Genomic DNA, 15906 nt, shown 5'->3' with positions numbered 1-15906 from the left:
ACCACCATGGCCGATCAGCCCGGCACCGAGACGCCAGGCGCCGGCCAGCCCGAGGCCCTGCGCCTGTGGGGCGGCCGCTTCGAGGGCGGCCCGGACCAGGCGCTGGCCCGGCTCTCGCTGAGCACCCACTTCGACTGGCGGCTCGCCCGCCACGACATCGCCGGATCACGCGCGCACGCCCGCGCGCTGCACCGGGCCGGGCTGCTCACCGCCGACGAACTCGACCGGATGATCGAGGGGCTGGACCGGCTGGAGGCCGACGTCGCCTCGGGCGCGTTCACCCCCGTCTTCGAGGACGAGGACGTGCACACCGCCCTGGAGCGCGGCTTCATCGAGCGGGTCGGCCCCGAACTCGGCGGCCGGTTGCGCGCCGGACGGTCCCGCAACGACCAGATCGCCACCCTCGTGCGCATGTACCTGCGCGAGGAGGCCCGCTCCATCGCCGACGAGGTCCTGGCGCTGGTCCGGGCCCTGGCCGACCAGGCCGCCGCGCACCCCGACGCCGCCATGCCCGGCCGCACCCACCTCCAGCACGCCCAGCCCGTGCTCCTCGGCCACCAGCTGATGGCGCACGCCTGGCCGCTGCTGCGCGACGTCGAGCGCCTGCGCGACTGGGACCGCCGTGCCGCCGTGTCCGCCTACGGGTCGGGCGCGCTCGCCGGGTCGTCGCTGGGCCTGGACCCGGAGGCGGTCGGCGCCGAACTGGGCTTCCCCGCCTCGGTGGAGAACTCGATCGACGGCACCGCCGCCCGCGACGCCGTGGCGGAGTTCGCGTTCGTCACCGCCATGATCGGCGTGGACCTGTCCCGCCTGTCGGAGGAGGTCATCCTGTGGGCGACCAAGGAGTTCTCCTTCGTCACCCTCGACGACGCCTTCTCCACCGGCTCGTCGATCATGCCGCAGAAGAAGAACCCCGACGTCGCCGAACTCGCCCGGGGCAAGGCGGGCCGCCTCGTCGGCGACCTCACCGGTCTGCTCACCACCCTCAAGGGGCTCCCGCTCGCCTACAACCGGGACCTCCAGGAGGACAAGGAGCCGGTCTTCGACGCCGTCGACAGCCTCCACCTGCTGCTGCCCGCGATGACCGGCATGGTCGCCACGCTCACCTTCCACACCGACCGCATGGCGGAACTGGCGCCACAGGGCTTCTCCCTGGCCACGGACATCGCCGAGTGGCTCGTCCGCGAGCGGGTGCCCTTCCGTGAGGCGCACGAGATCGCCGGGGCCTGCGTGCGTGTGTGCGAGGAGCGCGGGATCGACCTGCCCGACCTGGGCGACGAGGACTTCGCCGCCGTCTCCGAGCACCTGACGCCGAAGGTGCGCGAGGTCCTCACCGTCCAGGGCTCCCTCGCCTCCCGCGCGGGCAAGGGCGGCACCGCCCCCGTCCGCGTCGCCGAGCAGCTGGAACGGCTGCGCGCCGGAGCCGCCGGGCACCGGGACGGCTGGCTCGCCGCCCCGCTCGCCGAGTAGCGGCCGACGACACCGTCGACGGGCGCCTTCCCCCGGGGGAAGGCGCCCGTTCGTCGCGCTCCGCCCGCCCGTCGCCCACCACCGCCCTCGAACGACGCCTCCTCTGACGTTCGCGCACCCTCCCAGAACGTCCGCTTCCACGGCCCGGACCGCCCACTCCGCGCCCATTTTGGCGTTCCCCCAGCACCCGGAAGGCGAGTGCGGTAGCGTCCTGAGTCTGCGGGCACCCCACGTGGCCTTGTCTGTACTCCCCGCACACAGCGGGACCGCGCGTGCTTCCGTGGGCGCGGCACGGCCACGCCGAACCGGGTGCCCACGACCAGTCGGTGGGGAGGAGTGCGATGGGACAGCCGGGCGCCCCCGGGCACGGCATCAGAGCACAGCTCAACAGGATGGTGCTGATCCCCAGCATCACCTTCCTGGCCCTGTTCGCCGTCCTGAGCACGGCCACGCTCGTCCAGGCGGTCTCTCTCCGGTCGGCCGTCAACGACGGACGCGACGGCATCGAACTCGCCGACGCGCTCGGCCGCCTCCAGGAGGAGCGCCGCCTCAGCGTCGAGTTCCTGTCCGACCCCGGCCCCGAGTCGCGCCGGGCCCTCGCCGACGCCGCCGAGGCCACCGACGCCGCCCTCGACCGCGTCCGCGACCTGCGCGGCAGCCTCGGGGCCCGGGACGAACCGGGAGTCGCCGACCTCACCGACGCGTTCTTCGCCTCCCTGGACGAGGTCGAGACCACACGGACCGACAACCTCGTCGACCCCGGTGAGACCGAGGCCACCCTCGCCGCCTACACCGCCGCCGTCCACCAGGGCATCCGCCTCTACTCCAGCATCGCGCGCGCCCTGGACGACGGCCCCGCCTCCGCCGAGGCCTCCGCCGCCACCGACCTCATGTGGGCGATGGAGAGCTTCAGCCACGCCGACGCGCGCGTCAGCGCGATCCTCGTCCGGGACCGCCTCACCCGCGAGGACCAGCTGCGCGTCGCCGAACTCGCCGCCGACACCCGCCACCGCGTGACCACCACCCGCCCAGGGCGGGCCGCGCTCGACGCCGAGGCCCCCACCGCCCTCGCCCTCGCCGAGAGCGACGCCTGGAGCGCGGCCCTCGACATCACCGACACCCTCGCCCGCCACGAACCCCCCGTCACCGTCGACCCCCTGACCGCCGAGCCGACCCGCGACACCACCCCGCCCCCGGGACTCGACGGATGGCGGGAGGCGGCCGACCGCGTCACCGCCGACCTCGGCGCGGTGATCGACACCCGCACCTCCTCCGTGGTCGCCGCCGGCGAGGACGCCAGCTCCTGGATGCTCACCCTCGCCCTGGGCGGCGGCATCATCTCCCTCTTCGCGGGCACCCTCGCCTACGGTGTGGCCGCCCGCTCCGCCAGCAGGCTCACCTACCGCCTCGCCAAGCTGCGGGCCGAGACCCTCGGCACCGCCCGTTCCGATCTGCCCCGCATCGTCCGACGCCTGGAGGCGGGGGACACCGTCGACCTCGACACCGAGATGAAGCAGCTCGACCACGGCGACGACGAGGTGGGGCAGGTGGCCGACGCGTTCAACATCGCCCAGCGCACCGCGGTCAGCGCCGCCGTCAAGCAGGCCGACCTGCGCGCGGGGGTCAACCGGGTGTTCCTCGGCATCGCCCACCGCAACCAGTCGCTCGTGCAGCGCCAGATCCAGCTCCTGGACCGGGTGGAGCGCGAGGAGGAGGACCCCGACCTGTTGGAGAGCCTCTTCCAGCTCGACCACCTGGCCACCCGGGGCCGCCGCCACGCGGAGAACCTCATCATCCTGGGCGGGGCCCAGCCGGGTCGCCGCTGGCGCCACCCCATCCCCCTCATGGACATCCTGCGCGGGGCCATCTCCGAGACGGAGGAGTACGCGAGGGTGCGGGTCACGTCCGCGCCCGAGCTCTCGCTGGCCGGGGCCGCGGTCGCCGACGTCATCCACCTGCTCGCCGAACTCGTCGAGAACGCCACCGCCTACTCCCCGCCGCACACCGAGGTCACCATCGCCACCGAGACCGTGCCCAAGGGCGTCGCCGTCGAGGTCGAGGACCGCGGGCTCGGCATGACCGAGGACGCCCTGGCCAAGGCCAACACCACCCTCAGCGAGGCGCCGGAGTTCGACGTCATGGGTCCGGGCACCGACGCCCGGCTCGGCCTGTTCGTCGTCGCCCGCCTCGCGCACAAGCACGGCGTCGGCGTCCAGCTGCGCTCGTCGCCGTACGGCGGGACGCGCGCGGTGGTACTCATCCCCTCGGCCCTCATCACGTCCACCCCCGGCGCGGTGTCGGAGCGGCCCAGGATCGGCGGTGTGGCGCGCACCGGCGCGCACGCCGTGCGCGGTCCGCGCGAGGCCGACCGGTCGCAGGACCTCCTCGCGGCCGCGGGCGGACCGTCCGGACGGCAGCGTCCCCTCCTGCGTCCGGTGCCGCCCCACGCCGACGGCGACGGTGGCGTGGACCGCGCTCCGCGCGTGCCCGGGGCGCCGATGCTCCGGCAGGTGCCCGACCTGGCGGTCGCGGACGGCGGGGACGACGGCCCCCGCGACCACGGTCGGTCGGGCCCCACCGTCACCGCCGAGGACACGGGCCCCCGTTCGGCGGGCGACGCCACACCCCTGCCGCGGCGCGGGATCGACGGCGCTCGGGGCGGCGGCCGGGTGGGCACCGGCCCCGACCGGCCGGGGCTGCCCAGACGCAGGCGGCAGGCCAGCCTGGCGCCACAGCTCCAGGAGGAGCGGGGCACGGAGTCCGCGCCCAGGGCCGCGGGCAGGAGTCCGGAGCAGGCCCGCCGCATGATGGACGCCTTCAGCGCGGGCACCCGGCGGGGCCGGGCCGAGGACGTCGACGGGAGCGAACACGGAAGTGACGGTCAGGTCGGTGCGAGCGCCGACGATCACACGGGAGAGAGCGACTGAGATGGTGGGCAAGAGCAAGACCGCGGACAACCTGGACTGGTTGTTGGACGACCTGGTGGACCGCGTCGTCGGTGCGGACCACGCGATCGTGCTGTCGGCCGACGGGCTGTCCCTGGGACGGTCCCGGGCGTTGACCGCCGCGGACGCCGAACACCTGTCGGCACTGGCGTCCGCGTTCCAGAGCCTGGCGCGGGGGACCGGGCGGCACTTCGGCGGCGGAGAGGTCCGTCAGACCGTGGTCGAGATGGAGCACGCCTACCTCTTCGTCACCGCGGCGGGGGCGGGGGCCTGTCTCGCGGTGCTGGCCAGCGAGGACGCCGACGTCGGTCTGGTCGCCTACGAGATGAACCTGCGGATCACGAGGGTGGGGCAGTTCCTCACGGCCGCGCCCCGGCGGCCCGCCGGACTCAGCGCCATGGGAGGGACCGGCTCGTGAACACGTCGGGCGAACAACGGGGCCTCGCCCCGCCGGGGCCGGTGCCCGCGGAGGGGGCGGGTACCGGACCGTCGGGGGCGGGGCCGGACGGCGGCTCGGTCGAGCCCTGGTACCGGGGGCGGACCCACCCCACCTCCGAGGGGCCCTCGGCGGGCGTGCTCGCGGGCGAGGCCCCGGGGGGATCGCTGGTCCGCCCCTACACGATGACGCGCGGGCGCACGCGCCCCAGCGACTGCGGGCCGCGGCTGGACATGATCACCATCGTGGTCGCCGCCCGCGGCCGGGACGAACGGCCCCTGGAACCCGAACAGCGGGAGATCATGCGGCTGTGCCGGCGGCCGATCTCGGTCGCGGAGATCTCGGCGCGGCTCGACGTCCCCCTGACCGTGGTGAAGGTGCTCCTGGGCGACCTCGTCGCCGAGGGGGACGTTCGCACCCGGGCCGCCGTGCCCGTGACCCAGCTTCCCGAGAAGAAAGTACTTCAGGCGGTACTCGATGGCATCCGCAGACTCTGAGACCCGGCCGGGGGCACGGGAACCGATCCAGCAGGAACCGATCCCGCGGGCGGTCAAGATCATCGTCGCCGGGGGGTTCGGCGCGGGCAAGACCACGATGGTCGGCGCCGTCAGCGAGATCGCCCCGCTGAGCACCGAGGAGGTCATGACCGAGGCCAGCTACGGGGTGGACGACACCGGAGGGGTGGAGGACAAGACCACGACCACGGTCGCCCTGGACTTCGGCCGCATCACGATCAACGAGGACATCGTGCTGTACCTGTTCGGGACGCCCGGTCAGGACCGGTTCTGGTTCATGTGGGACGAGCTGTCCGAGGGGGCGCTCGGCGCGGTCGTCCTCGCCGACACGCGCAGGCTCGACACCTGCTTCCACGCGGTCGACTTCTTCGAGCGGCGGGGGGTGCCGTTCGTGGTGGCGGTCAACCGGTTCGACGGCGCCGCCGACTACGGGGTGGAGGAGGTACGCGAGGCGCTGGACGTCACCGAGGGGGTGCCGGTCCTGCTGGCCGACGCCCGCGTTCGCGAGTCGTGCAAGGAGGTGCTGGTCGAGCTGATCACGCACGTGCTCAGGGTGCGGAGTCCGGCGCTGAGCGGATGAGTCGGGCCGCCCCCGGCGCCCGGCGGGCGGGTGGGCCCGGTATACGTTCGGAAGACACGCCCGTGAATGCGGTGTTGAACGCTACAATGTCGCGGCAGTGACCTTGGCCGCGATCTGCCCTGATCGCCCCATCCGCCTCTCATCTGAATCCTGGTATGCGAAACTCAGACCGACTTCCTCCACGCGAACTCCCCAAGCGTCGTTCCGGTCGACACCGCAACCCGCTGTCCTTCGACAACTGGTTCGGTACCCCCGCCCTCGTCATGGCGGTCCCGGGTACGGCCGAACAGGCCAGGGACGCCGACGGCGGGTCGATCGGTGCGCGGATGGCCGATCTCGTGCGTGCCTACCGACCCGAGGTCACGATCCGGTTCGGGCACACCGAGGGTGACGAGCAGACGCTCACCGAGGCGCTCACCGGTCTGGACGAGGGCGAGGAGCGGCCGCTGAGCGGGATCGTGGTGCCGCTGGTCACCGCGCCGCACGAGGGCGTGGCCCGGGCGATCTCCGCCGCCGTGGACGCCACCGGCGCCGACGTGCGCGTCACCGAGGGGCTCGGCCCGCACCCGATGCTGGCCGAGGTCCTGCACCTGCGCCTGGCCGAGGCCGGGTACGTCCGGGCCGACCGCATGCGTCTGATCAGCGTGGTCGCGCGTGACACCACGATGGCGGACGGCGTCGTGGTCGGTGCGGTCGGCGGCGAGGGCGCGGTCGGCGCGGCCGGGGTGAGCGCGGTCCTCCTCGCGGCCCGCCTCGGGTTGACCGTCCTGCCCGCCGACCTGGACAGCGAGGCCTCGCTGGAGCAGACCGTCGGCCATCTGCGCCAGGGCGGGTGCCAGCGTCCGGTGATCGCGCCCAGCGCCCTGGGCCCGGAACTGCGCCGGGCGGAGCTGACGGCGCTCGCCGAGCGGTTCGGGGCACGGCTGGGCACACCGTTGGGCGCGGACAGCCTCCTGGGCAAGATCGCCGCCCTGCGCTACGCCGAGGTCCTCAACTCGCTGGGGGTGGAGCAGCCGCCGACCGTCGACGAGCTGCCCGCGCCGGTGGGTTCCCGGCACCGCCCGGAGTCCTGATCGGGGTACGCGCACCGGAGGACCGGGCGCGTCGCGGGTGGGGGCGCGACACGCCGTGTCCCCGAGGAGAACAGCGGTGAGGGCCATCCGTTCCACGGGTGGCCCTCACGCGTGTCCGCGCCCGTGATCAGGGGGCGAAGCGGACACCGCGGGCGTTGGCGCACGTCCGCGGCGTCGCGCTCGCACCAAAGGATAACTGGTCGTGATTGTTTGACAGCGTAGGGCAAGGAAACTCCGATAGCCTCGCATCGACCGCACTCCGCCGACGCACCCCGCCGAGGAGCTCGGCGGACCCACAGGCTGGAGGGGGCCATGCGTAGAATCCGCGACCGCGCGCCCACGATCCGCGCGCAGCTCACCCGTATCGTGCTGATCCCGAGTCTGTGCTTCCTCGCGCTGTGGCTCGTCGTGGCCGCCGTCGGCACGGTTCGCGCGGTCCAGCTGATGGGCGCGGTCTCCCAGGCCAGGGACGGCTCGCGCGCCTACGCCGAGGCCGCCAACGAACTGCGCGCCGAACGGCGCCTGTCCGTGGTCCACCTCGGCCTGCGCGAACGGGGTGTGGCCGATGACCAGCTGCGCGCCGCCCTCGACGAGCAGCGCGAACGCACCGACTCCACACTTGCCGAGGCGGTCGGCACCGCGGCTCGGACCCGGACGACGGGCGACGACGTGGTCGAGCGCAGCGCGGCCGCCGTCGAGGAGGCACCCGCGTCGGTGGCGGAACTGCGCACGGACATCGACGGACGGGGCGCGGGACGCGCCGAGGCGCTGCTGCGCTACGGCGACGTCCTCGACGACGTCCAGGACGCCACCATCGCGCTCATCCACTCCACCGACGGCGGCGAGAACCTGACCGACGCGGTCCTGACCCAGGAACTCCTGGGCGCCCGGTCGGACTTCGCCCGGGCCGACGCGCTCCTGGCCGGGGTCATCGCGGCGGGCGAGATGAGCTACGAGGAGACCGCCCACTTCACCTACCTCACCGCCGCCTACCGCGACGCCCTGGAGAGCGCCGGCCCGGCCATGCACCCCGCAGTGAGGTCCCGCTACGAGGAGATGCTCGACCTGGACTCCTGGACCCGCGCCGAGCGGCTCAGCCGCGGTGTGGTGACCCGGCCGCCGATCGTCGAGACCGACGCGGGGGAGGGCGACCTCGTGGTCGGGCCGGCGTCCGCCGGGTGGAACACCGACATCGAGGTCACCGGCATCGAGTGGGACGGCTCCTCGGCCGCCGCCGCCCTGGTGCTGGACGGGTTGGCCAGGGCGCAGACCGAACGGACCGTCGACCTGGCGTGGAGCGCCGCGTTGCTGCGCGTCTCCCTCGGCGTGGCCGCGGCGGTGGCCACCCTGGGCATGGGGGTCGCCGCGATCGCCGTCGTCGGCCGCTCCTCGCGTCGCCTCACCGACCGCCTGGCACGGCTGCGCGAGCAGATCCTGGACCGCGACGAGGACCTGCCCGACATCCTCGACCGGGCGCAACGGGGGCAGCGGGTCGACGTGCACGAGGAGCTGCCCCTGCTGGACGAGTGCGGGGACGACGAGATCGGGCAGGTGGCCGAGGCCCTGGACAGCGCCCAGGTCGCCGCCGTGGAGGCGGCCGTCCGCCAGGCGGAGATCCGGCGCGGCGCCAACCGGGCCTTCCTCGGCGTGGCCTTCCGCAACCAGACGCTGGTCCAGCGCCAGCTGCGCCTGCTCGACGAGATCGAGTACCACGAGCAGGACCCCGAGGCGCTGCGCAGGCTCTTCCGGCTCGACCACCTGGCCACGCGGGCCCGCCGGTACGCCGACAACCTCATCATCCTCGGCGGCGGGCAGTCGGCGCGGCGGTGGCGCCACCCGAGGCCGCTCGTGGACGTGCTGCGCGCGGCGATCGCCGAGACGGAGGACTTCGAGCGGGTGCGCCTGACCTCGGCGCCGCGCGCGCTCATGCAGGGGCAGGTGGTCGAGGACGTCGTCCACATGCTGGCCGAGCTGATCGAGAACGCCACCCAGTTCTCGCCGGCCGGAACACCCGTCGACGTCAGCTGTACGCCCGTGGTGGACGGGCTCATGGTGGAGGTCGAGGACCGGGGCCTGGGCATGTCCGAGCACGGGTACGCGGCGGCCGAGCGGACGCTGAACCAGCCTCCGGAGTTCGACGTGATGGCCATGCCGGAGGATCCGCGTCTCGGGCTGTTCGTCGTGGCCCGGCTCGCCGGCCGGCACGGTGTGCGGGTCTGGTTGCGCCCCTCCCCCTACGGCGGGACACGGGCGACCGCGCTCATCCCGGACACCCTCCTGGAACCCTCGGAGAACCCGGTGCCCGAGCCCGCGCCACCCGCGCCCGCCCAGGGGCCGCCCGGCCCGGTACGGCCGCCCGACGTGACCTCGGCGGCCCCGGCGCCGCCCCCCGTGCGCGCGCCCGAGGATCCCGTGCCCGAACCGGGATGGCGTCCCGACCCCGCCTACGCGGACTGGGGAGGCGGCCCCCACGGAACGGCGCACTCCCACCCCCGCCCCGAGCACCCGAGCGGGCCGCAGGCCACGCACCGCTCGCCACCGCCCGGGGGCGACGGTGAGCACTGACGGCTCCCGGGCCCGGTCCACGCGGTCCCCGTCGGTCCGCGCTCACTCCGACCCGCCCCGGGGCGGAGCCGCCCGGCGCGGTGTTGCTAGCGTTCCGCCATGCGCAGCACCGAACACATCGGCGTCATCGGGGCCGGAATCGTGGGACTGGCCCTCGCCCGGCGGTTGACCCTCCAGCGGCCCGGCGTCCGCGTCACGGTCCTGGAGAAGGAGGACCGGGTCGCCGCGCACCAGACCGGCCACAACAGCGGCGTCGTCCACGCGGGCCTGTACTACCGGCCGGGCTCGCTCAAGGCCACCCTCTGCCGACGCGGCGTCGGCCTGCTCAAGGACTACTGCGCCGAGCACGGCCTGCCCTACCGGGAGGTCGGCAAGGTCCTGGTCGCGGTCGACGCCCACGACCGGGCACGGCTGGAGGACATCGAGCGGCGCGCCGAGGACAACGGCGTCCCCGGTGTGGTCCGCCTCGGCCCCCAGGGTCTGCGCGACGTCGAACCCCATGCCTCCGGGGTCGCCGCGCTGCACTCGCCCACCACGGCGATCACCGACTTCGTCGCGGTCGCCGAACAGCTCGCCGACGACGTGCGCCGCTCCGGAGGACGGGTCCTGCTCCACACACCCGTCATCGACCTGCGCCAGGACACCGACGGCGTCGAGGCACTCACCGGAACCCCCGAGGGCGAACGGCGCATCCACCGTTTCGACCGCCTCGTGGTCTGCGGCGGCCTGCACAGCGACGAACTCGCCCGGATGGCGGGGGCGGCGCCCGACCCCAGGACGGTGCCGTTCCGCGGGCACTACCACGAACTCGTCCCCGAGCGCCGCCACCTCGTGCGCGGCCTCGTCTACCCGGTCCCCGACCCCCGCTACCCGTTCCTGGGCGTGCACCTGACCCGCCACGTCCACGGCGAGGTCATGGCCGGACCCAACGCCGTCCTGGCGGCCGCGCGCGAGGGCTACCGCGGCCGGGACCTCGTCCCGCGCGAGCTCGCGCAGACCCTCGCCTGGCCCGGGTTCTGGCGGCTGGCCCGACGCCACTGGACGATGGGCGCCCGAGAGGTCCTCGTGTCGTCCTCGCGCGCGGTGTTCGCGCGCCAGGCGCGTCGGCTCGTGCCCGAGATCACCGCGGCCGACCTGCGCCCCGCCGAGTCCGGCGTCCGCGCGCAGGCCCTGGGACGGGACGGCGGCCTGCTCGACGACTTCCGCGTCGACACGCACGGGCGGGTGGTGTGCGTGCGCAACGCCCCCTCGCCCGCGGCCACGTCCTCGCTGGCGATCGCCGAGTTCCTCGCCGACCACCACGTACCGCGACGCTGAGGCGGGAGCGGGCCGGGGGTGTGTCGGAACGGAGTTGTCCACAGGTTCGAGAGCACCCTGGTGGAGGGCCCGGAGCGGTCGGACCATGGAAGGGGACGGAGGATCGGGAGGGGCCCGTGACCTCCGTCGGAGGTGCCCATGACCATGGTCGGACGGCTCGTCACGGCGCTCGTCGCCGTGCTCGCGCTGGTACTCGTGGCGGCCCCGGCCGCCGGTGACCCCGGAGGAGGAGACGTGGACGGCTTCACCGTCGGCTACCTGCCCGCGCAGGTCGACGAGCGGACGTCGGAGGACGAGTTCGACTACGAGTGGGGGGACGTGTCCTTCGCCACCCGTGTGTGGGAGAAGCCCCGGGAGGGGGGAGGGGTCAGGGTCGTGCTCCAGGTCCTGGTGATGCGCGGGGAACGGCTCACCGACCTGGACGCCGTCCGCGCCTTCCTGGCCGAGTACCACGAGCGCGCCCCGGACACCTGGGAGCTCACCCCGTTCGACAACCGGGGCACGCCGGCGCTGCACGGGGAGACCGAGGCCTTCTGGAGCCCCGAGGCCGGGGTCGCGGTGGAGGTCCGGGACACCTTCGGACTCCTCGGCCGGGAGGAGTTGTTGGCCACCGCACGGGGGATCAGCCCGACCGCTCCCGGCGACTCAGCAGCCCGAGAGCACCCCGCGTAGGGCCTCCTCCTCGTCCGGGTCGACGGTCAGGTCCCAGGTGTGCTTGACCTCGATCCAGGACGCCGCGTAGTCACAGTGGAAGGACTCCAGCGGGGGCAGCCAGTCACTCGGGTCCGCGTCGCTCTTGGACCGGTTGCTGGACGCGCTGACCGCCCAGAGCTGGGAGCTGTCGAGGTCGTTGGCGAACCGCCGGCGCTCCTCGGTCGACCAGGCGTCCGCCCCCGAACGCCACGCCTCGTTGAGCGGGACCATGTGGTCGATGTCCAGGTCCCCCGCCTCGGTCAGGGTCTCGCCGTCGTAGACGCTGTACCACGAGCCGGACACCGGCTGGCAGTCCTCGTCGACCTCCACGTCCTCGCCGTCACGCAGGAGGACTGCCTGACGGGTGGTGCAGTCGTCCCGCACGCCCGTGTCCCAGTGGGGGAAGAGCGACCGGTCGTAGCCGGGCGGGTCGTTCTCCTCCGCCACACGCAGCTCCTCCAGCAGAGCGAGCGACGTGCCCGCGTCGGAGGACCCGGCCGCGTCCGAACCGTCGCCGTCACCGGAGGCGGGTCGGTCGGTGGGGGTCGCATCCGCCGAGGTGTCGCCGGTTCGCTGCGGGCCGGTCTCGTCCGGCGCCAGGTCGATGACGCCGAGTCGGTAGAGAGCGAGCGCCGCGACGACGACGAGGACACCGGCGACACCGGTCAGGATCTTCTTGGACATGGGGGACTCCAACACGGGCCGATCTCCCCGGGCGCGGGGGTGCCCCGGGCACCACCAGCTTGGCGCATCCCGATGCCGTATGGGAACAGCGGCGGAGGTCAGGTAGGTCTCACCGTCCCGGCCCGCGCGGACGCGGCGTCGGGCCAGTTCTGGACGGCCCGCACGAACCCCTCCACCAGGAGTTCGTAGCTCTCGTCCACGTCCTCGGGCAGGCCGAAGCCCCCGCGTGTCTCCAGGTCCACGAACCCGTGCAGCGCGCTGCGCAGGGCGCGGACGGCGTGCACGGCCTGACCGCCGCCGATGCCGAAACCGGCCAGCACGGCCGTGAGCACCTCGACCGGTACGGCGGAGACCTTCCGTGCCTCGTGGTCGTCGTCGCCCGGCGCTCGCTGGAGGGCGGCGTACCGGCCCGGGTGGGCGTGCGCGTAACGGCGGTAGGCGGCGGCCACGGCGCGCAACGCGTCGGGTCCGGCGAGTCCGGTGGCGGCCGTGCGCAGCCGTTCGCCGAGTTCGGCCGCGCCGAGTAGGGCGACCTCGCGCCGCAGCCCGGCCAGACCGTGCACGTGCTTGTACAGGCTGGGGACCGCGACACCGAACCGCTTGGCGACCGCGGCGAGCGACAGGGCGTCGAGCCCCTGTTCGTCGATGAGCCGTGCGGCCTCCTCCGCCACCAGCCGTGGGGACAGTCCCGCCCTAGGCACCGGCGCCCACCTGCCCGGCCAGGCGCAGGAGCGCGGGCACGACGACGTCCGGCCGCTGGGACTGGGGGTAGTGCCCGCACTCGGGGACCATCTCCACGGACCCGTTGACCACGGAGGCCACCCAGGCGGCCTCGGCCGCGGGGTCGGGCCAGTCGGGGTCCTGCTCGCCGACGATCACCGTGGCTCGGGCCCTGAGATCGCCGGCCTCCAGGATCTGCTCGGAGCGGGCGAGGACGGTGGCGACGACGGAACGGTAGCGGGCGCGCGGGCGCAGCATGTCGCGGATCCGGCGCCTGTGTTCCCCGTGGTCCCGCGGCGTCCGGCCGACGTTGAGCTTGTCGTGGAAGGCCACGAGCATCGGGGGACCCCACGGGCGCATGAGCATGAGCCGGTACACCAGCCGCTTCAGCGCGCCGCCTCCCTCGTTGCGCAGGAAGGGCGCGAGGAGGGCGATCCCCGCGACGAGGTCGGGGCGTTCCCGCGCGGCGATGGTCACCGCGGCGCCACCGAGCGAGTTGCCGACCATGATCACGTCCGTGCCGCCTAGTTCTTCGGCCAGGGCGACGGCGTCGGTCGCGGCGGCGCGGTTGGTGTGGTCGTCGAAGGTGGCGTCGCTGTCGCCGTGACCCCGCAGGTCCATGGCGGCGACGCGGAACCCGCGGTCGGCGAGGGCGGAGCCGACGAACCGGAACGAGGCGCGGTGGTCGAACATCCCCGGGACGCAGACGACGAGGGGGCCGTCGTTGTCGGCGCCGTAGAGGTCGTAGGCGATCCGTCCCCGGGGACGTCGCAGGCGGTGCATGGCTGCCTCCTGTGGCTAGTGCCTGTAGCCCAAAAGCTAAGGCTATTAGCTTGTGGCTGTCAAGAGCCCCGGTGCGCGACTCGTGAACGTGCGATCGCCGGATAGCGTGGGGGTGAGGGAAAGTCGGGTGACCATCCGCAACACCCGCCCTACACTTCCAGGCAGATCGGGCCCGGGGCCCGCCCTATCGACAGAGAGCACCACAGTGACCGACATCATCGACGAACTCCAGTGGCGCGGCCTGCTCGCGCAGACGACCGACCTTGACGCACTGCGCAAGGCGCTCGCCGATGGTCCGATCACCCTGTATTGCGGATTCGACCCGACGGCGGGCAGCCTGCACGTCGGTCACCTCACCCAGATCCTCACGCTGGCCCGCTTCCAGCAGGCCGGGCACCGACCGATCGCCCTGGTCGGCGGCGGGACGGGGCTGATCGGTGACCCCAAGCCCACCGCCGAGCGTCAGATGAACCCGGTCGAGACCGTGCGCGGCTGGGTCGACAATCTGGCCGCGCAGCTGTCGGCCTTCCTGCGCTTCACCCCCGAGGGCGAGCAGCCCGAGCCGGCCGACGCCATCCTGGCCAACAACGCGGAGTGGCTCGGGGAGATGAGCGCGATCGAGCTGCTGCGCGACGTCGGCAAGCACTTCAGCATCAACCAGATGCTCGCCCGTGAGACGGTTCGCAGCCGTCTCGACGGTGAGGGGATGAGCTACACCGAGTTCAGCTACGTGCTGCTCCAGTCCTACGACTACGTCCAGCTCTACCGCCGGTTCGGGTGCACGCTCCAGACGGGCGGCTCGGACCAGTGGGGCAACATCACCGCGGGACTGGACCTGGTCCGCCGGATCGACGGCAACGAGCCGCACGGCCCGGCGCACGCGCTCACCACCAACCTGCTCACCAAGGCCGACGGCACCAAGTTCGGCAAGACCGAGACGGGCAGTGTCTGGCTCGACCCCGAACTGACGTCGCCGTACGCCTTCTACCAGTTCTGGTTCAACGCCGACGACCGCGACGTCGTCCGTTACCTCAAGGTGTTCAGCTTCCGCGAGCGGAGCGAGATCGAGGAACTGGAGCGCCAGACCGAGGAGCGACCGCAGGCGCGTGCCGCGCAGCGGGCCCTGGCGGAGGACCTCACGACGCTCGTGCACGGCGAGGAGGAGTGCCGGAAGGTCATCGACGCCAGCCTCGCACTGTTCGGCCGGGCCGACCTGGGCGACCTCGACGCACGCACACTGGACGCCGCTCTCTCCGAGGTGCCCAAGGCCGAGGTCTCCGGGCCGGTGGAGGAGCTGCCGACCGTCGCCGAACTGTTCGCCCAGAGCGGTCTGACCAACAGCAAGTCCGCCGCCCGCCGTGCCATCCAGGAGGGCGGGGCGTACGTGAACAACGTGAAGGTGACCGACGTCGAGGCTCGGCTCTCCGCGGACGACGTCCTCCAGGGGCGGTTCGTCGTGCTGCGCAGGGGCAAGCGCAACATCGGTGGGGTCGTCCTCACCGGGAGGTGACCGACGCTCGCGTCCGTGTCGGCCGGGGCCGGCGTCCTTCGGGGCGCCGGCCCCGGCGCGTCAGGGAGCTGGGCGGACGCGGGTGCGGTCGGCGGTGCCCCGAGGATCGTCGGGGCATGGGGGTTTCGATCGGGAATGTCCGGGGCACCTAGCAGGTTGACAGTGACAGTAGCTGGCGCGAGCACCCGGTCCTGGTGTGAGGACCGTACGCGCCAGGGGCCTTCAGAAGCCGCCCGTGAGGGGCGACGAGGCCCCGGATCGACGGGTTCCCACCCGATCCGGGGTCTGGTTTGACGTCTGGCCTCTTCCTCCCTATACTCGAGAGAGTCGCTGCGGGACGGCGATCGGCCTGCGTGGTCGACTCGGAACCGGACCGCGAAGCACGACTTCCCCCGGTCGACATGGTTCGAGCACTGGTTCGGGCCCGGTAGGCTCGGGGAGCTGAATTCGAACCCCGGCGGACATTCGCCGGGATGAATGAAGCGAAACGGGTGCTTTACCCCGTTCGGTTGATCCGGAACCGCCGATTTGGCGGGACACGGAACACCTGATAAAGTAAAGACACAACAAAGCGGAAACGCAGACGCCTTCCACGGAAGAGCGACCGGACACACC

At 73.2% G+C, this 15906-nt stretch carries 13 protein-coding genes; 10 read left to right on the top strand and 3 right to left on the bottom strand.

The annotated features are described in order from the left end of the window. Window positions 1-6: 6 nt before the first annotated feature. The 9 genes from argH (at window position 7) to AB0I72_RS24865 (ending at window position 11573) form a co-directional block, all read left to right on the top strand. Window positions 7-1470, top strand: a complete 1464-nt coding sequence (gene argH / locus AB0I72_RS24905) for an argininosuccinate lyase (protein WP_358572778.1) — start codon at window positions 7-9, stop codon at window positions 1468-1470. A gap of 341 nt (window positions 1471-1811) precedes the next feature. Then, the gene (locus AB0I72_RS24900) at window positions 1812-4397 is read left to right on the top strand and encodes a nitrate- and nitrite sensing domain-containing protein (protein WP_358572776.1); all 2586 of its coding nucleotides are present in this window, start codon (window positions 1812-1814) and stop codon (window positions 4395-4397) included. Between the two features lies 1 nt (window position 4398). Continuing rightward, window positions 4399-4833: a roadblock/LC7 domain-containing protein gene (locus AB0I72_RS24895; protein WP_358572774.1), complete on the top strand. Its 435-nt coding sequence runs from the start codon at window positions 4399-4401 to the stop codon at window positions 4831-4833. Then, window positions 4830-5348: a DUF742 domain-containing protein gene (locus AB0I72_RS24890; protein ID WP_358572773.1), complete on the top strand. Its 519-nt coding sequence runs from the start codon at window positions 4830-4832 to the stop codon at window positions 5346-5348. The genes AB0I72_RS24895 and AB0I72_RS24890 overlap by 4 nt, the downstream gene beginning before the upstream one ends. Then, window positions 5329-5946 (top strand): ATP/GTP-binding protein, encoded by a 618-nt coding sequence (locus AB0I72_RS24885; protein WP_358572771.1) that lies wholly within the window; start codon window positions 5329-5331, stop codon window positions 5944-5946. The genes AB0I72_RS24890 and AB0I72_RS24885 overlap by 20 nt, the downstream gene beginning before the upstream one ends. 155 nt (window positions 5947-6101) lie before the next feature. Further along, complete coding sequence (locus AB0I72_RS24880; RefSeq protein ID WP_358572769.1) at window positions 6102-7019, top strand: cobalamin biosynthesis protein CbiX; 918 nt, start codon at window positions 6102-6104, stop codon at window positions 7017-7019. A 312-nt stretch (window positions 7020-7331) separates the two neighbouring features. After that, a complete protein-coding gene (locus tag AB0I72_RS24875; protein ID WP_358572767.1) occupies window positions 7332-9584 on the top strand; it encodes an ATP-binding protein in 2253 nt (750 codons plus the stop codon). 99 nt (window positions 9585-9683) lie between these two features. Next, window positions 9684-10901 (top strand): L-2-hydroxyglutarate oxidase, encoded by a 1218-nt coding sequence (gene lhgO, locus AB0I72_RS24870; RefSeq protein WP_358572765.1) that lies wholly within the window; start codon window positions 9684-9686, stop codon window positions 10899-10901. Between the two features lie 138 nt (window positions 10902-11039). Next, a complete protein-coding gene (locus AB0I72_RS24865; protein ID WP_358572763.1) occupies window positions 11040-11573 on the top strand; it encodes a hypothetical protein in 534 nt (177 codons plus the stop codon). Here the strand turns inward: AB0I72_RS24865 and AB0I72_RS24860 are convergent. From AB0I72_RS24860 to AB0I72_RS24850, 3 genes are all read right to left on the bottom strand, one after another. Beyond that, window positions 11547-12278, bottom strand: coding sequence for an HNH endonuclease family protein (locus tag AB0I72_RS24860; RefSeq protein ID WP_358572761.1), 732 nt, complete (start codon window positions 12276-12278; stop codon window positions 11547-11549). The genes AB0I72_RS24865 and AB0I72_RS24860 overlap by 27 nt on opposite strands. A 98-nt stretch (window positions 12279-12376) precedes the next feature. After that, window positions 12377-12979 (bottom strand): TetR/AcrR family transcriptional regulator, encoded by a 603-nt coding sequence (locus AB0I72_RS24855; RefSeq protein WP_358572759.1) that lies wholly within the window; start codon window positions 12977-12979, stop codon window positions 12377-12379. Further along, window positions 12972-13781, bottom strand: coding sequence for an alpha/beta fold hydrolase (locus AB0I72_RS24850; RefSeq protein WP_358572757.1), 810 nt, complete (start codon window positions 13779-13781; stop codon window positions 12972-12974). The genes AB0I72_RS24855 and AB0I72_RS24850 overlap by 8 nt, the downstream gene beginning before the upstream one ends. 205 nt (window positions 13782-13986) lie before the next feature. Between AB0I72_RS24850 and tyrS the strand changes: the two genes are divergently transcribed. Then, window positions 13987-15291: a tyrosine--tRNA ligase gene (tyrS, locus tag AB0I72_RS24845; protein WP_358572755.1), complete on the top strand. Its 1305-nt coding sequence runs from the start codon at window positions 13987-13989 to the stop codon at window positions 15289-15291. Window positions 15292-15906 lie beyond the last annotated feature (615 nt).

It is taken from the genome of Nocardiopsis sp. NPDC049922 (genome assembly GCF_040660275.1).
GTDB lineage: Bacteria > Actinomycetota > Actinomycetes > Streptosporangiales > Streptosporangiaceae > Nocardiopsis.
Note: the sequence above shows the minus strand (reverse complement) of the source record. Positions and strands in the feature narration are given on the sequence as shown.